The sequence below is a fragment of the Microcoleus sp. SVA1B4 genome, from assembly GCF_036700545.1.
Lineage (GTDB): Bacteria > Cyanobacteriota > Cyanobacteriia > Cyanobacteriales > Microcoleaceae > Microcoleus.
Genome location: NZ_JAUBPB010000011.1, coordinates 86855 through 102509 on the forward strand (window position 1 = coordinate 86855; position 15655 = coordinate 102509).

General features: G+C 45.3%; 11 protein-coding genes. 1 reads left to right on the plus strand and 10 read right to left on the minus strand.

Features of this window, described 5'->3' with window-relative positions:
- Nucleotides 1–872 precede the first annotated feature (872 nt).
- The 4 genes from QT987_RS08000 to QT987_RS08015 all read right to left on the minus strand — a co-directional run bounded on the left by QT987_RS08000 (nucleotide 873) and on the right by QT987_RS08015 (nucleotide 7195).
- Nucleotides 873–3176 (minus strand): serine/threonine phosphatase, encoded by a 2304-nt coding sequence (locus QT987_RS08000; protein WP_333238802.1) that lies wholly within the window; start codon nucleotides 3174–3176, stop codon nucleotides 873–875.
- Between the two features lie 351 nt (nucleotides 3177–3527).
- Nucleotides 3528–3671, minus strand: a complete 144-nt coding sequence (locus QT987_RS08005; RefSeq protein WP_333238804.1) for a hypothetical protein — start codon at nucleotides 3669–3671, stop codon at nucleotides 3528–3530.
- A 34-nt stretch (nucleotides 3672–3705) separates the two neighbouring features.
- Nucleotides 3706–6261 carry a DHH family phosphoesterase gene (locus QT987_RS08010; RefSeq protein WP_333238806.1) on the minus strand — a complete coding sequence of 852 codons (2556 nt, stop codon included), beginning with the start codon at nucleotides 6259–6261 and terminating at the stop codon, nucleotides 3706–3708.
- Nucleotides 6262–6379: 118 nt separating this feature from the next.
- The gene (locus QT987_RS08015; protein ID WP_333238808.1) at nucleotides 6380–7195 is read right to left on the minus strand and encodes a PD-(D/E)XK nuclease family protein; all 816 of its coding nucleotides are present in this window, start codon (nucleotides 7193–7195) and stop codon (nucleotides 6380–6382) included.
- A gap of 186 nt (nucleotides 7196–7381) precedes the next feature.
- Here QT987_RS08015 and QT987_RS08020 point away from each other — a divergent pair, with 186 nt between their 5' ends.
- Complete coding sequence (locus QT987_RS08020) at nucleotides 7382–10459, plus strand: type ISP restriction/modification enzyme (protein ID WP_333238810.1); 3078 nt, start codon at nucleotides 7382–7384, stop codon at nucleotides 10457–10459.
- 100 nt (nucleotides 10460–10559) lie between these two features.
- Here the strand turns inward: QT987_RS08020 and QT987_RS08025 are convergent, their stop codons facing one another.
- The 6 genes from QT987_RS08025 to QT987_RS08050 all read right to left on the minus strand — a co-directional run bounded on the left by QT987_RS08025 (nucleotide 10560) and on the right by QT987_RS08050 (nucleotide 15303).
- Nucleotides 10560–10904: a DUF5615 family PIN-like protein gene (locus tag QT987_RS08025; RefSeq protein WP_333238812.1), complete on the minus strand. Its 345-nt coding sequence runs from the start codon at nucleotides 10902–10904 to the stop codon at nucleotides 10560–10562.
- A complete protein-coding gene (locus QT987_RS08030; RefSeq protein WP_333140545.1) occupies nucleotides 10901–11194 on the minus strand; it encodes a DUF433 domain-containing protein in 294 nt (97 codons plus the stop codon). Before QT987_RS08030 ends, QT987_RS08025 begins: the two co-directional genes overlap by 4 nt.
- 122 nt (nucleotides 11195–11316) lie before the next feature.
- Complete coding sequence (locus QT987_RS08035; protein WP_333238814.1) at nucleotides 11317–11985, minus strand: Uma2 family endonuclease; 669 nt, start codon at nucleotides 11983–11985, stop codon at nucleotides 11317–11319.
- Nucleotides 11986–12204: 219 nt separating this feature from the next.
- Nucleotides 12205–12465: a hypothetical protein gene (locus tag QT987_RS08040; RefSeq protein ID WP_333238816.1), complete on the minus strand. Its 261-nt coding sequence runs from the start codon at nucleotides 12463–12465 to the stop codon at nucleotides 12205–12207.
- A gap of 321 nt (nucleotides 12466–12786) precedes the next feature.
- Complete coding sequence (locus tag QT987_RS08045; RefSeq protein WP_333238818.1) at nucleotides 12787–13371, minus strand: PAP/fibrillin family protein; 585 nt, start codon at nucleotides 13369–13371, stop codon at nucleotides 12787–12789.
- 255 nt (nucleotides 13372–13626) lie between these two features.
- Nucleotides 13627–15303, minus strand: a complete 1677-nt coding sequence (locus QT987_RS08050) for a glycosyltransferase family 4 protein (protein ID WP_333238820.1) — start codon at nucleotides 15301–15303, stop codon at nucleotides 13627–13629.
- Nucleotides 15304–15655 lie beyond the last annotated feature (352 nt).

Here is a 15655-nt window from a genome sequence, read left to right on the forward strand (position 1 = left end):
TTAGAAATTAAAAATTAATTATGAGCTTCACAGGTTAGTTTCAGGAAAACTTTATAATATCCTGATTATGATTAAAGATTTCATAAACAATTAAGTTATAAATACTTTTTTGGGAACAATTATCCGTAAAATTTCTGAGGGGTCGATCGCTCCTTAAAACACAGTCGATCGATTTAAAAATTGAAACTATAAAAAGTAGGTAAACAATCGCTAAACTTTTACGTAAATTTGCTGGAGCAGCAGGTTGTGATTTACCCCCACATCTATAGGTAGCGCGGGCACTTCCTGCCTAGACCCAAATTGCCCCAAGAGCGATCGAGTATAAAACAGATTTCGCATCAGCCCGCCTGCTGACCGAAAGAATTCAGGATACCCGCCACGTGATTCATCCGTCCAGAAATAAAAAACCTGTATCAGATGAAACTTGCCGAACGTATTTATGCGTGGGGTCAATGCTTCAATTCTAAAATCTAAAATCTAAAATCTAAAATCGATTGACTCACTTCATTGTAGTTGATTTTTTTTCATTAAACTAACTATTTTTGTAAGTTAAAGCTCTTTCAACTATGATGAATCCACTTACTATCAAGCAACTTTATTCGGTAGATTTCCTGAACATAGTCTCCCAATTAAAGCTACTGATAAATGGTTAGTCCTCCACAGCTTTTTGGAGATTGTATGAGTCTGTAATCATTTTTTGATAACTCAAACCGAAGCTATTTTAACACCGGATACCTCAGAACAGAGCGAGAAGTAAAGCTTTGCCCGGAAACGACAGAAGCTGTTTTTTTTCTATGCAACAATTGGAGGTTTAACCCAGGCCGTCACGGGGGAAAGACGCCACCTTTGAAAAAGTTGGCACCATCCAAATTCTAAAATCGAAATGCGCCTACCTGCGCCCGAATGATAATTGCCGTGATATTGTCGTGACCGTTGCGTTTATTACCCAGTTCAATCAACTGGGCAACTCCCTCGTCGAGATTGGCTTGGGGATTGAAAAGGGGTTCGAGAGTGTTTTGCCAGTGAGTTTCCAACAAATCATTATCTGTCAGGCCGTCGGAAGCCAAAATCAACAAAGTATCTTCGCACAAGTCTAAAAACTGCACCTCTGGCTTGAGAAAATTACTGTCTCGCGGGCCGATGGCTTGAGTTAGTTGATAGGCGTCGGGACGGGCATAAGCAGTTTCCGGGTCAACTCCGCGCTTAATTTCGCGCTGGCCGACTTCGTGGTCTGAGGTGATTTTTTCTAGGGTTTGTCCCTTTCTCAGTCGGTAGAGGCGGCTGTCGCCGACGTGGGCAACGGCGAATTGGGTGTCTTGAACTAAGACTGCGACTAGAGTTGTACCCATGCGGGCGCTGCCGGAGCGTCCGTCTTTTTGATTGATTTCAAAGATGGCTTTGTTGGCTAGCAGGACTCCCTCGCGGATGGTGTCTGCCGGAGGTAGTTGATTTTCCCAACGGGTTTGAAAGAATTCTCTGAGGGTTTCAGCCGCTAGTTGACTGGCTACTTCTCCGCTGTCGTGTCCGCCCATGCCGTCGCAGAGAATGTAAAGCCCTTTGGTTTGAAAGATGCGACCGAAGCAGCTTTCGAGTTTGTTGAGCTGAGTCCAGATGCTGAAGAAGTCTTCGTTGTGGTCGCGCGTGCGGCCCACATCGGTGAGGCCTGCGTCTTCTAAGCTGTAAATCTGGAGTGGCATGGGCTGGGTTAAGACCTCGCCAACGTCGGCGGGCGACTCGTCGGGGCTGCGGTAAGGCCTGCGTGTCGGGGTTGAGCTTGGTGAAGGTGCGGGTTGGAGTTCGAGGGGAACTGTTTCTAGGCGCGATCGCAATTCTTCTATTGTGTTAATCTCGCCTCTGTACATTTGTTGCAGGAGTTCGAGCAATGCGCCAAACTGAGTGCGATGATCGGACTGGCTAAATATCACCTGCCACAGTTGCCCCAAATCTACCAGTTGCAGGTTTGAGCCGGCGGGTTCGGGATAGAGGTATTGCAGCCGTAAAGAAGCCAAGGAAAAGGAAGAGTCGGGGTTGACTCGCAAATTTGTCAGTTCCAACAAGCTTTGCCGACAGCGCCAGGGTTCTAGGGCAGCCCACAGTTCTGTCATTTCGTGCAGCCAGTATAAAATTTGCTGGGTGGAAGTTTCGGGTTGACTCCAGCGTTCTACCAGCAGCGGCCATTGGGAGCAGTCTTCTAGCAGCAGCACTGCCTGTTCGTTGTCTGACCAGCTATCGTGAATGACTGGCAGGTTTTGAGAGAATTGCCACCGGAGTGCCAGATAAGGTTCAGCTATGCCTTGGCAAAGCTCTGCTAAGGCGGGATTGGTTGAATTTTCTCCGCCTTTGATTGCTGCGGTGTAGGGGGAGGTTCGTCTGGCGACGCTGGCAGAGTTGGCTGCTAGCATGGCTTTGAGGGGTGACATTTCCAGCGGCTGACAGTCCAAGACTGTTACTGCTACTGTGTCTGAGCGTTTTCTCGGCGGCACGGTTTCTAGGAGTTGGTAGCGCTGCTGAGTGTCTAAATAAGCTCCTGCTGGCTGGGAAGGGATTAAATATTCTGAATTGGGGACGGGGAATTCTGGAGATGGGGGGGAGATGTCAGCGATGTTTGGGCTGTCGGAGTTCTCTGTTGCTTCCTGGATTTGTTTAGGCTGTGGTGCGGTTGTAAAATTCGGCTCAGATGCGGTTATTTCGCGCTCTGGTGCTGTAGTAGAGCTTTTTTCTGTTGTTTGAAAGGATGCTGGTACGATCGCCCCCACGGCTACCACAGCGTCTATTTCTGGGCTGCTGAATTCGGCGACTTCGGTCAGTGGAGAAGTTGATTCGACTGCTGTTGGGGGTTCGGTTGGGGTGGTTATTTCTGTTTGAATGCTGTCTGTGATTGGTTCAGCAGAGTTTTGGGGCGATGCGGTTTGTGGAACGATGTCTGATTTTTGGGGAAATTCGGCTGGGGGTATGGTTGACTCGTCTGGTTCGACTGCTGGAAAATTCGATCGACCGCAGATAATCGCCCGCCACACTTGACCTGTTGCGACGCCGCAATTCTGACATAATGCGGCGCTAAAAGCGACTTGGGCACCGCATTCGTGGCAAGGTTTGTAAATTAGGGAATTTCCGCATTGTTGACAAAACTTGTTTGGATTGGGATTTTCAAATTGGCAGCGGGGACAGAGAAGCATAGGGGTTTTAAATTGGAGATGGGCGATCGAGTTTGGCGGTGGGGAGTTTTGGGTTTTGGGCTGTGAGTTAGGAGTTATGAGTTTTGGGCCTGACTCGCAACGGATAACTCGCATTGCCCTATGCCTTATTTTATCGGGATGAATTCAGAACTAAGATATTTCTTAGAACTGAGATGTTGCCGCCGTGTCAGGAATAGGCTTCTTCAGCCACATCCATAAAAATTTCTCTCGCTTTAGGGGCCCAAAAGCCAGCCCCACCGGCGGTAACAGCGTGCGGGCCCGACAATAAAAGTTATCTCATGAGTGGAACGGGCCGAAGAGCCCGTTCTTAACAACGGTGCAATATCTCAGTTAGAACTGATATGTTGCACCATTGTCAGCAACAGGCAAGATGCCTGTTCCACAAAGAGTGAATTTTCTTGTGGAACAGGCCGGAAAGCGCAACAGGCAAGATGCCTGTTCCACAAAGAGTGAATTTTCTTGTGGAACAGGCATCTTGCCTGTTCTTAAGAATGGTGCAATATCTCAGTTAGAAGAGAATTGCTGTAGAATCTTCTTGGAAAACGGTCTCTCGGGCGATCGACACAATGGTGGAAAGGGGTACTTCACAGAAATATTTCCGCCGGAATTGTTCTTCGGATACTGCTGCTAGGAATTGCGCTGCAAAACGGGCGGCGATGGGGGAATTTGGCACTGAGGATTGGATGGATTGGCTATGTAATAACTGTGGGGGGATTTGCTTTGGCGCGTCTTCCTGCTGTGCGGTTTCGGGTTGTCTGGTGATGTGGAAAGCTCGATCGCGATAATTGATTTTAAAACCGAGATATGTTAGGGTTTTGAACCCCAGTTGCAGGGATGTGTCGCTGATGCCGAGTTTCTGGCGGAGTTGCTGTCTGGTGACGGGTTTTTTGGTGCGGCTGAGGTATTTGGCGATGCCGATTAGCTGTTGGCAGATTTGCTGTGGGGGTACGAGTGGGGGTAATGTGTAGGCGATCGCGAGTTTTTTCTGAGTGTGCTGTGCTTGCCGAAACCAGATCCGCAGTTCGTCCCAGCTTGCGGGGCATTCTTTGAGGACGATCGAGTTTTCGCGATCGACCATTTCGGAATTGTAAACTAGATTGTCGATCGGCATTGGAGATTCTAAGTTTGTGCTGGCTGCTAACAACTCTTCATCATTATTTCTCTTGCGCCAGTCTACGATCCAATCTATTTTAGTGGGCGAATTTATTTGGTTGTCTTCCGTGCGTTCTTGCACGGATACGAGGCGCACTTCATACCGCGATTTGTAAGTATTAAAATCGAGTTCTACGGTGACATCGCAGCGGCCTTGCGGAACTTCGTTTTGATTGTGTCCCCACCAAATGCCGGGAAATCCCATATCGGTAGATTCATCCCTAATTGTAAATTCTGTTTTAAGATATTCTACTTTTTGCCCTTTCAAATCCTTAATTTTTTGATTCCAGAGATTTTCAAACCAGCAGTTTTCAATCAGCAATTTGGGTGCGGGGTTTCCCATACCGCAGGGTTCGAGCAATTTTAGTTCTTGAAATAAGTCCTTGCCTAATTCGGAGACGGTAATTTTTAGGTCGGCTTGAACGGGGGCGGCTGTTAAACTATCGGTGCTGTATTGTTGTCGCAGTTGCTGATTTACCGCATCTGTAAATAGGGGGATATTTTCAACGGGGAGACTCAATCCGGCGGCGAAGGGATGACCGCCAAATCTGTGCAATAAATGCGCTTGGTCTTTGACTAATTGGTAAAGGTCGATTTGATTGGCGGAACGCGCCGAACCCCTGGCAATTTTGGATGGGGAAAGTGTTGGTGATTCTGAATCTAAGAAAGAGGTAAATTGCGTTTCCGGGGAATTTTCGTTAATTTCTTCGCTTCCTTCTGTGCTGAATAAAATCACGGGGCGGCCGTATTCTTGGGCGATTTGTCCTGCTACTAATCCTAATACTCCTACCGGCCATTGGGGGTCGCTGAGGACGATGACGCTAGTAGTTGAGAGGTCGAGTTTGGCTAATTTGTTGGCGGCATCTTTGGCAACATCTTTTTGTAAAGATTTACGTCGGGAGTTGGCAATTTCGGTTAAATTTGCTAGTTCTTCGCAGCGTTTTTTGTCGCGGCTGGTGAGGAGTTCTACGCAGAAGCTGGCGTCGCCTTGAATGCGGCTGACGGCGTTGATTCGGGGGCCGAGTCCGAAGGAAATGTCGGTTGGGCGATCGCCCGATCTTTTGCACAGTTCGAGCAATTTTGCAACTCCTGGGCGGGTGGGATTTGTGAGTTGTTTTTGCAGTTGTTCGATTCCGAGTTGTGCTAGGTAGCGGCAGTCTCCTGTGAGTTGGACTAAATCGGCAATTAAGCCGATCGCTACTAATTCTAATAAATCTGCGATCGGGCGCTGTGGAATATCTGGTAATGTGTGATATAATGCTTCAACTAATTTGTAAGCTACTCCCACTCCTGAAAGGTTAAATAGTTGGTGGTTTGGGGGAAAGTAGCGGGGATTGATAATGGCTGTAGCTGGCGGGCGATCGTCTGGTAATGTATGATGGTCGGTAATAATTGTATCGATGTTTAAGCTAGTCGCATATTCGATTTCAGCGATGTTTGTACTGCCGGTATCGCAGGTAATAATTAAGCTAATTCCCGATTTTGCTAAGGCATCTATTCCTGTGATATTGAGTCCGTGAGATTCGGTTAAGCGGTTGGGAATGTAATAAGTTAGTTGGTCGTTTTGAGTAAAAAATTCTCCCAGTCCATCCCAAAGTACCGAGGTTGAGGTAATGCCGTCGGCGTCGAAGTCTCCCCAAATTGCGACTTTTTCTGCGCTGTTTCGTGCTTGCTGGATTCTTTCTATCGCCCAGTTCATTTCTAGTCCGAACTCAAAGGGACTTGCGGGTTGATAAAGTTGGGGATTTAAGAAACCGGGTATTTGTTCGGGGTTGTGAATTCCTCTATACCAGAGAAGTGCGGCGGCATAGTTTCCGGGGAGTTCGGGTGCGTGGTTCCTGACAGCTTGGATCAGCCAATCTGGGGGCTGGGATAGGAGTTGAGTTTGCAAATTTTGAAGTAGTTGTGTCATAAGTTATTTCATTAATTCCTGTAGGGGCGGGTTCACCAATAATCTTTCATTCACATCCACAATATCTATAAACCCGCCCCCACCGGGCGACTAATAGTTGCATAGTACAAGATTTGAATTAAATAAATATTTCATCGATTATAGCAAGATTTGGCAGCCAATCTGTGGGAGTTTCTGCGAGAATATCTGGTGAGGGAGTTTTTGTGTCAGGTGTGCGGTTGCACCGAGTGGCAAATTGACAGGAATCGCAAAGATTGGAACTAATTTCTACTTGGGGTAAAAATTCGCCACCTTCGGTATAGCGCTGTCGCCAGTCGGTTAGCTGCTGCAATAGGTGGGTTAAATCTTGTTTTGTGCGATCGTGTTCTGTTTGGTTGTAATAAAATGTGAGTTTTTGCGGCGGTTCTTCTCCTTGCAATTGTACAAACCAGTATGTCATGGAAACTTGTTCGGGGGAATAGTCGCTGGTTTCTACTAAGACGTATAAATAGAGGCGAGTTTGCCAACTTTCGGCTATCCATTTTGATTTTTGAGGGCGGGGATAGGTTTTCCAGTCGAGAATTTGGGCGGCGTTTGGTTCGGCTATTAGCAAGTCATAGATAACGGTGAATAGGTAGTCTTGGAAAATTAGGGTGCGGGGGTGTTCGGCTTGGCGGAAAATTCTATCGCTATTTTCTGAATTGGCGAAAAGTTCGGGTGCGGTGTTGATAAATGCTGCCACACAGCGTCCCAGTTCGGGGTCTTGTTGGATGATGAATTCAATGGGAAGTCCGAGTTCTCGCTGCTGCATTAATAGGTGAAAGTGGCTTCCCCAGGTGAGTTTTTCTTTGTGTTCTGGGGAGGCGGTGGTGGCGAGTAGTTCGAGGTAGCTGTGTTGGAATTTGCGGGGGCATTCTTCGAGGATTTTGAGTTGGGTTTGGGATAGTCGGAGCATTTTTTTATGATTTTATATTTTATATTTTTTAGGCTGGTAAGCGAGGCGATTAATCTTTTTTTTGACCGCAGATTGAGGCTGATGACGCAGATGGACGCAGATAATTTTGATCGCATTTTTGGGGGAGAGTGCGATCGCCCTACACTTACCATTATATAATGATTCATACCGTTAACGGCGAAGCCAATGCGTTTTGATACCTACATCCAGTCAATTCAGAGCAATCTCCAGCGGGGAAGCGAGCGCACCCATTACCCAAGTATCAAGAATTTACTCGATAATCCGGCTGCTAGTTTGGCAGCAATCATAGAAGAAAAAGGTAATAAAGCTGGTGTGCCAGATTTTACTGTCAGGCGCAGGGATTTACTCGTCGGTTATGTGGAAGCTAAGGATGTCGGGCTAGATTTGAATCCTGTTGAAAAAACCGAACAGTTGCAGCGATATCGAGAATCGTTAAACGGTAATTTAATTCTCACGAATTATCTAGAGTTTCGCTGGTATGTTGAGGGGAAAGTCAGATTGACCGCAGTTTTAGCCGAAAGAACAGGCAACGACATTACTCTATGCAATTCTGACAAAACTCTTGAATTAATTGAGGGATTTCTTAATTACGCCGGTGCAGCCATTAACAGCCCTGAAGATTTGGCAAGACAGATGGCGCGCTTAACTAAATCAATTTTACTCGCTACAGAATCAGCTTTGCAAATCGAAACTGAAACCGGAGAGTTACATCAACTCAAGCGTGGATTTAATGAGATATTGCTGCCGGATCTCAATGATGCGGCTTTTGCAGATATGTACGCTCAAACTATTTCATACGGTTTATTTGCGGCGCGAGTTGGTCACGCTCAGAATCCCGGAAATCAAGTTTTTGACCGCCGGACAGCGGGCACGTACATCCCAGCCACTAATCCGTTTTTGCGGCGATTATTTAACAGTATTATCGAGACAGATTTACTCAGTAAAATTAACTGGGCAATAGATGATTTAGTCGAGCTACTAGGGCGAGTTGACATGACTGCTATTCTGGAAAATTTTGGTAGTCGCACTCGCCAATCCGATCCAGTTGTTCATTTTTACGAAACTTTTCTTGCAGCTTATAATTCTGCTTTGCGGAAAAGTCGCGGCGTTTACTATACTCCTGAACCCGTTGTTTCCTATATTGTTCGCTCTGTCGATGCTATCCTGAAAAACCGTTTTAATCTACCTTTAGGATTGGCAGATAATAGCAAAAATCCAGATACGCAACAGCCGCGAGTTCAAATTCTAGATCCGGCAACTGGTACGGGTACTTTTCTTTACGGAGTTGTCGATCGCATTTATCAAAATTTGGCAGATATGGGAATATCTGGGAGTTGGAATCAGTATGTACAGGAGAATTTATTAAACCGATTATTTGGTTTTGAGTTGTTAATGGCTCCCTATGCCATAGCACATCTCAAACTCGGTTTGCAACTGCAAAATCTCGGCTATGAGTTTAGCAGCAAGCAGCGTTTAGGAGTTTATCTCACGAATACTTTAGATGAAGCTTTAAAAAAATCAGAGGTTCTCTTTGCTCAATTTGTGGCGCAAGAAGCTAATGAAGCTTCAGCAATTAAGCGGGATGTCCCGGTGATGGTTGTGTTGGGAAATCCGCCTTATTCTGGTCATTCTGCTAATAAGAGTGAATGGATAGCAGGATTGGTAAAAGATTACTATTATGTGGACGGTGTACCGCTGAAAGAGCGCAATTCTAAATGGCTGCAAGATGATTATGTAAAATTTATTCGTTTTGGACAGTGGCGAGTTAGTCAAACGGGGTTTGGTGTTTTGGCTTTTGTGACTAATCACGGTTATCTCGATAACCCGACTTTTCGGGGAATGCGTCAAAATTTGATGCAGACTTTCACTGATATCTATGTTTTAGATTTGCACGGTAATTCTAAAAAGAAAGAAGTTTCTCCAGATGGTTCGCCCGATCAAAATGTGTTTGATATTCAGCAGGGAGTCAGTATTGGCATTTTTATCAAAGAACCTGGTAAGTCTACTCCCGCAATAGTTCATCATGCGGAATTATGGGGAAGTCGAACTTCTAAATATGAAATTCTCAACCAGTTAGATATCGAGACAACTGAATGGGTGGCTGTTGAGCCTCGGCAACCCGAATATTTATTCATTATACAGAATATCGATTTAAGAACCGAGTATAACAGCGGTTGGAAGTTGACCGATATTTTTCCAGTTAATACGCTGGGATTTCAAAGTCATCGCGATAACTTTGCCATTGATTTTACAAGCAAACAAATGGAAAATAAAATTAAGGAGTGTATCAGCAATCAACTATCAGATGAACAAATAAAGGCTAAATATGAGCTGAAAGATACTGAAACTTGGAATGTACAAAGTGCAAGGATACACGTTCGCCGAGATGAAAACTGGCAACAGTGGCTTATAGAATGTCTTTACCGTCCCTTTGACTGGCGTCCTTGCTATTTTAGCACTGTGGCTATGGATCGCCCAAGAACTGTTTTGCAACAGCACATGATGAAAGAAAACCTCTCTCTAAATGTAGTCAGACAAACCAAAGCTGCTGAATGGGGACACGCACTGGTTGCTGATAAACCAACTCCTGCATTATACGTTGAGATCAAAGATGGTTGTAATGCTTTCCCCCTTTACCTCTATCCTGATACTAAAAACGAACAAGGTAATTTATTCACCGATCGCACTCCCAATTTATCCCAAAACTTTCTCAGTGCCATTCGTGAAAAATTAGGCTATATACCAACTCCCGAAGCAATCTTTTATTACACCTATGCTGTCTTTCACAGTCCTACCTACCGCCAGCGTTATGCAGAATTCCTGAAAATAGACTTTCCCCGCTTACCCTTAACTTCCGACAATGAACTTTTCACAACACTCGCTAAAAAAGGTGAGGAATTGGTAGCACTGCACTTGATGAAATCGAAAAAATTAAATAAGGTAATTACTAAATATCCTGTCAGCGGCGATAATGCTGTTACTCAAGTTACTTACAATGAATCTGAGCGGCGGATTTATGTTAATAATCAACAATATTTTGAAGGTATTTTTCCAGAAGTTTGGGCGTTTAAAATAGGTGGATATCAAGTATTGGATAAATGGCTTAAAGACCGCAAAAAAGCAAATCGCAGTTTATCTTTTGATGAGGTGCTGCACTATCAGCGCGTCGTGGTTGCTTTGAAAGAGACAATGCAAATTATGGCTGAAATTGATGAGGTGATACCGGATTTTCCTTGGGAATAGCTACCCCCTTTATCATTCGGCGGTTGAAACCGCTACTACAAAAACGAAGTCCGCCTCCGCGGACTAAGAAATAAACGGGGTTTTTAACTCGGATTTGGTATTATACATATAAAAGCTGATTAGTAATTTCATCAGCCGTTAGGGTATTTAATAAAATGGCAACCCGTTGAGCAATCTCATAGGCGTTCTTTTGAGGAATCACAATAATCCCCGAATGTTGTTTTCCTTCTGTCATATAATCTAGATGCAGTCGCTCAAAGTCTACGCGATTATGGGTGAGCAAACATCGCTCAATAGATGCTGCGTAAGCTAATTGTTGGCTATCGGATTTACTCAGCATTCCCTGTTCGCTGGTTGTCGTCACATCGAACCCTCTAGCCAGCAGTAAAGTAGCTACAAGCCTTGAAACATCTTCATCTGTATAAATAGTTGCAAACAGTTTCACGGCTTTCTCATTGCAGCTTTAACAGCAGGATGAATCAATTCTTCAGGAATTCGATTGCGCTCAATATAAGTATTTATTTCTTCTTGGTTATCCAAATAAAAGCTCAGCGCGTCAAAAATTTGAGCTAATTTCAGGTGAGGTAAGTGCATGGGGATTTCTTCAGGAGTAATACCCAAACGCCACAATTCCACGATCGCCCGAACGGAAGTCCTGGTTCCTGCGATAATTGGTTCGCTTTGCAAAATTTCAGGGTGACGTGCGACATAACGCGAAACAGATTGTACATTCATGGCAGATTAACAGGGCAGATATATTTTTATTATATGTTATGATTGAGGCTATAAGTGTGTAAAAAATTAAGGGCGATTCTCTACGGGATAGCTATGCACGCGCGTACTTTTCACCAACCTCTCTACAAACTCCCAATTTGTTGAGCAAACCACATCGCCGCCGTCCCATTTCCCTCACCCAAAAGTTTTAAAGTATCCGATAGAAAAGCAATTGGCAATCCCTCAAGCGCACCGGAAATCTCGCATTCCTGATATTTCCCGTTTTCCTGCAAGCGAAATGCCAAAACTCTCTCGCCCTTAATATCTACTACCCAATACTCAGGAATTCCCAAAGCAGCATACAACCGCTTTTTTTCATCTAAATCGCTGGCCAAAGTCGTATCGGAAGTTTCTATCACTAAATCGGGAATTCGCGATTTATTTAGATTAAGTCGGCGCGGTTCCCCTTTTTGCCACTGGATGAATTCTCCGCCAATATATAAAATGCGATCGGGCGCACCTCCTCCTACCTTTGGCTTCTCAATTACACATCCACCCAAATCATCGAAAGCTTGTCCTCCTTTGCTGACAAACCAGGCGTAAAATACCAGAGTCAAGAGGTTGTTAAATCTGGCGTGCTGAGGCCCTTCATTACCCATGTCTATCCAAAGATATCCTTCATAAAAAAATATTCTGGCTTCCTCCAAAGATGGATCTTCGCAGGCTGCTACATAATCTTCCCATGTCGCGACTTGCCATTGAGGAATTTCACCCACTTGAGACACGATGAATTTTGCAGTTGTAGAAGTCATGATTTAAAAGCAAATTTAGGATATTTTTATCCTAACTTAAGTCGCTATTTATAGCCGAAGGAAGAAGGAAGGCACTACACTGATACACGAATGAATTATCGAGTCTGAGTCATTCTTAAAAAGGAAGAAGGAAAATACAAGAAAGATCGACTTGCAGTCAGACGAAGGGGGCGGGCACGGGGGCACCGCCCCTACAAATGGCGATCGCAATCCTTGTGCTTATCGCATTGCTGTGGGCGCAGCAATTGGTACTTCTAAGTCTGGTTGCAAGTCAAAGACTACGACAAGTGTTGCTTGAGGCATGAGTTGACGCAGACACAGCAAGTGCCCGTCAGCATCCGATCGACTGCGAAATCGCCCCACAATCGCCCGCTGCATACTGGGCATGAGTTTGGCGATCGCCCAAGGGTAAAGGCGTTTTTGGTACGCGATCGCCCCAGGATTCGCTGTGAATCCCTGTTGATAACCGTTTTGTGGCATAATCGTGTTGTATTCGTAAGGAGTACACAAAAGGCGTTAGTAAGTTTCTTGGCGGGAATGTACTAACGCCTTTTCCATTAAAATTCAAGCACATATCACAAGAATTGTCAATTGTCAATTCTTAACGCTAAGTTTTAACGGTTATCCTATCTGAAGCTTTTATCGGCTATGGATTTGAGGGTTTTAGTAAGTGTTGAATTGTTTGCAAAAGTGATATATTTTTGATTTTTAACCGCAAATGAACGCGGATAAACGCGGATGAAGGAAAGATAAATTTAGTATGAGTTAAGGGGCGATCGCACTTAATCACACATCACAAAATCACTCTTTTGTCAATACAAAAACACTGTCTTTATTCCCCCGTCCAATCCGCAAATCTTTATCCAAATAAGTGACATCCAGCCATCCCTGCTGTTCGCGAGTATCCAGCCCGAAATCTACAGCAGCGAACTTTTTACCCGACTCAATCTCATTGATAAACTTCCCCGGATATTCATAGCCAATCAACCTGCTTAAACCTACTATAGACCGCTCAAACTTCACCTGCACTCGCCGTTCCGAAGTTGGCTCAAATCTTGCTGCTACACTGACAATTCCTTCCAAATAAGGCAAGCCGTAAAGTTCGCCAATGTTGTAAATTTTAGATTCTTTGACGCGGATAGATTGATAAATTTGACCCAATTTTACCAAGGGAAAACTGTCAAGATTCAGCAGTTCGCGGCTGGTGGTGTACAATAACCGCCAATCACCATTTAAAAGCTCTCCGGCTTCGACAGGCCGTGGTGTGGGGTTGTAATCTTCCAATTGGGCGATCGCGCTTAAAATCGCTTGCTTGTCGCTGGGAGTCGCCAGCAAACCGCGATTCTTACCAGCAATTATCTCTAAGAGTGCAGATTTTTTAAGCATGATTTTTTAAGCAGGAAGAACACGGATTTTGACACGAATACACGGATTAATTATCGAAGGTGAGGCAAAAGTCAGACCCCTCTTTTCTTCAGTCTCAAGAGAGAGGGACGAAATTTTGTGTACTAGCGATTAAAATCGCCGAGTCCGCAGAGTATTAAGCTGTTGTGCATTTAAATAGAATGTCAAAAAACAATCTAATTCTTGTGGGGTGGGCGTCTCGCCCGCCCTGAATATGCAATTTAAATGCGTGACAGCTTAACAACTAATAACTAAGATATCAAATTTCACCAAATAAAGCAAAGTCCGATACAGGTCGGCTAATTGTTGCTCGTTTTTAACGTAGCGTCGGATAAGTTCCCCCACGCCGATCGCACCTTCCTGCTTAATTGTCTCCAATATCTCCATCTGAATGCTAACAGATGTTCTCCTATCCTCACCAAAACTGGTAAACCTAATTGTCTGTACCTGCTTTAAAAGTTCTGGTGTGGCGATCGCACCCAGACTCAGCATCATCTCATTGCTTAAACTTCTAGTCGCATAATTAGCCAATACCCGAAACGGATCGTCGCCTAGGGGATAAGGCGGCTTCCCAGGTTTTAAAGGTGCTGACTCCGGTGCCCCCTGGCGAATTTCTGCTAATTCCCGCCACAATTGTTCGTAAGCAGCAATTACTACTTTCCAATCATAAATTTCCCTCGCCCTTTGTCGGGCATTTTCCCCCATCCGCTTTCTCAATTCGGGGTTTTCAATTAATTCACACAACGCCAGGGTGCAAGCATCAATGTCTACTGCTGTCGCGAGGGAAGTGTGACCCATGTAAGTCGGCCAATTTAAGCTGTCGTCAAGATAATTTAGGGCTAAATCTAAACAAGATTCCGGGGGCGGGATGAGTGTGGGAATGCGGAAGCCGTCTATTTCGTGGCGTACAGATTCTTTGTATCCGTTCCAATCGGAGACTATGGCCGGCAGTCCGTTCGCCATGGCTTCTATTGGTGTCAGTCCAAATGATTCTTGAATGTTGTCGGAAAGCGAAATGAAAATGTCGGCCGCCGACCAAATATTTATTCTAATTTCCGGCTGTCTCCCATCTAAAAAAATAGCATTCACCGACGGACAAAATATTTGTGCGCTCTTTTTAAAGTCGGGTTCTTCTCTCGGATCTTCGATCCAACCGGCTTGAATTAAGTGGATTTTGGCTTTTGTCTGTTGTGCCGCCCGTTCTAGGGAGATGTACATGGGTACCGGATGAGCTTTTGCAGAAAAAGTCAATCTACCGACAAATAACACAACAATATCTTCGGGAGAAATGCCGAGTTCTTGTCGCAGTTGGCGGCGACTATTAACGGCTTCCACACCCTGCGGAAACGCGCTGCAATCGACTCCGAGGGGAATAACGGGGAATTTGACCAAAATTTCCGGTTTACCGCCGTTGCGCTGGGCTAAATATTCAGACCACTCTCTCATAACTCCTTCTACTGCTGTTTTCACGGCGGCAGATGTGCAGATCAGGGCGTCCCAAGGCTGCATGGGTGCGGTGATCAAATCGCCGATCGCCTCCATGATGTATTTTGTACCGATCGTGTGAGTAACGCCGCAAACGCTGTAGGCCCGCTGATCGACAAATCTGCGCGCCCAAACCATCTGCGACAGAACCGGATCGGGTCGGTAAATTGTGCCCGGTTGAGATAGCAAATCCGGTCGTTCCATGGGAATCCAGCGGACTTTCCGAGGTGTTTGCAGCCAAGGTTGGATGTGCGAACAAAACTCCTTAAAGGTTGTTTCGCTATCGGCGCAACAGTAGAGAGAGTCGGCGGTTCCGTGTTGGACTAAGCTTTTGAGAAACCCTTCTCCGGCTGAATGACGCCCCAGAAGTTTTTTGCCTCCGGTGTGGTAGCCCTCTTTGTTGTATAAAACCGCTGCCGTTATATCCATTCTGAGATTTATTGCTTGAGAGTTGACTGAAGAAGCCAGAGGGCATTCGAGCTCAGGCTTTGATGAAAATCCAGGAGACTGTTGTGAATCAAACCCTTGCTGTTAGGGAGGCTTGCAGAACAGGATCGCCGCTTGTCCCGCGATATCTTAAAGACGATCGTCTTAGATTACAATGCTTACGGCTAAAGAAGGATTGGCAAGAGCGGATTTTAGTGCTATCCTCATGCCCATGCTTGGGGGCGATCGCCTTTTGGGTCTCCCATCTTATCCGATCCGGAACCAAACAGTGCCTGTGGTATAATGCTTTAGCCTTGCTAAATGCCCGATTTGCAAGTGCTTGATCAAAGCAGCA

Coding starts and splice junctions, on each gene's coding strand:
- QT987_RS08000 (WP_333238802.1), bottom strand. CDS start 3,176: ATGCTTCTCTGTCCCCGCTGCCAATTTGAAAATCCCAATCCAAACAAG.
- QT987_RS08005 (WP_333238804.1), bottom strand. CDS start 3,671: ATGCCTGTTCCACAAGAAAATTCACTCTTTGTGGAACAGGCATCTTGC.
- QT987_RS08010 (WP_333238806.1), bottom strand. CDS start 6,261: ATGACACAACTACTTCAAAATTTGCAAACTCAACTCCTATCCCAGCCC.
- QT987_RS08015 (WP_333238808.1), bottom strand. CDS start 7,195: ATGCTCCGACTATCCCAAACCCAACTCAAAATCCTCGAAGAATGCCCC.
- QT987_RS08020 (WP_333238810.1), top strand. CDS start 7,382: ATGCGTTTTGATACCTACATCCAGTCAATTCAGAGCAATCTCCAGCGG.
- QT987_RS08030 (WP_333140545.1), bottom strand. CDS start 11,194: ATGAATGTACAATCTGTTTCGCGTTATGTCGCACGTCACCCTGAAATT.
- QT987_RS08035 (WP_333238814.1), bottom strand. CDS start 11,985: ATGACTTCTACAACTGCAAAATTCATCGTGTCTCAAGTGGGTGAAATT.
- QT987_RS08040 (WP_333238816.1), bottom strand. CDS start 12,465: ATGCCACAAAACGGTTATCAACAGGGATTCACAGCGAATCCTGGGGCG.
- QT987_RS08045 (WP_333238818.1), bottom strand. CDS start 13,371: ATGCTTAAAAAATCTGCACTCTTAGAGATAATTGCTGGTAAGAATCGC.
- QT987_RS08050 (WP_333238820.1), bottom strand. CDS start 15,303: ATGGATATAACGGCAGCGGTTTTATACAACAAAGAGGGCTACCACACC.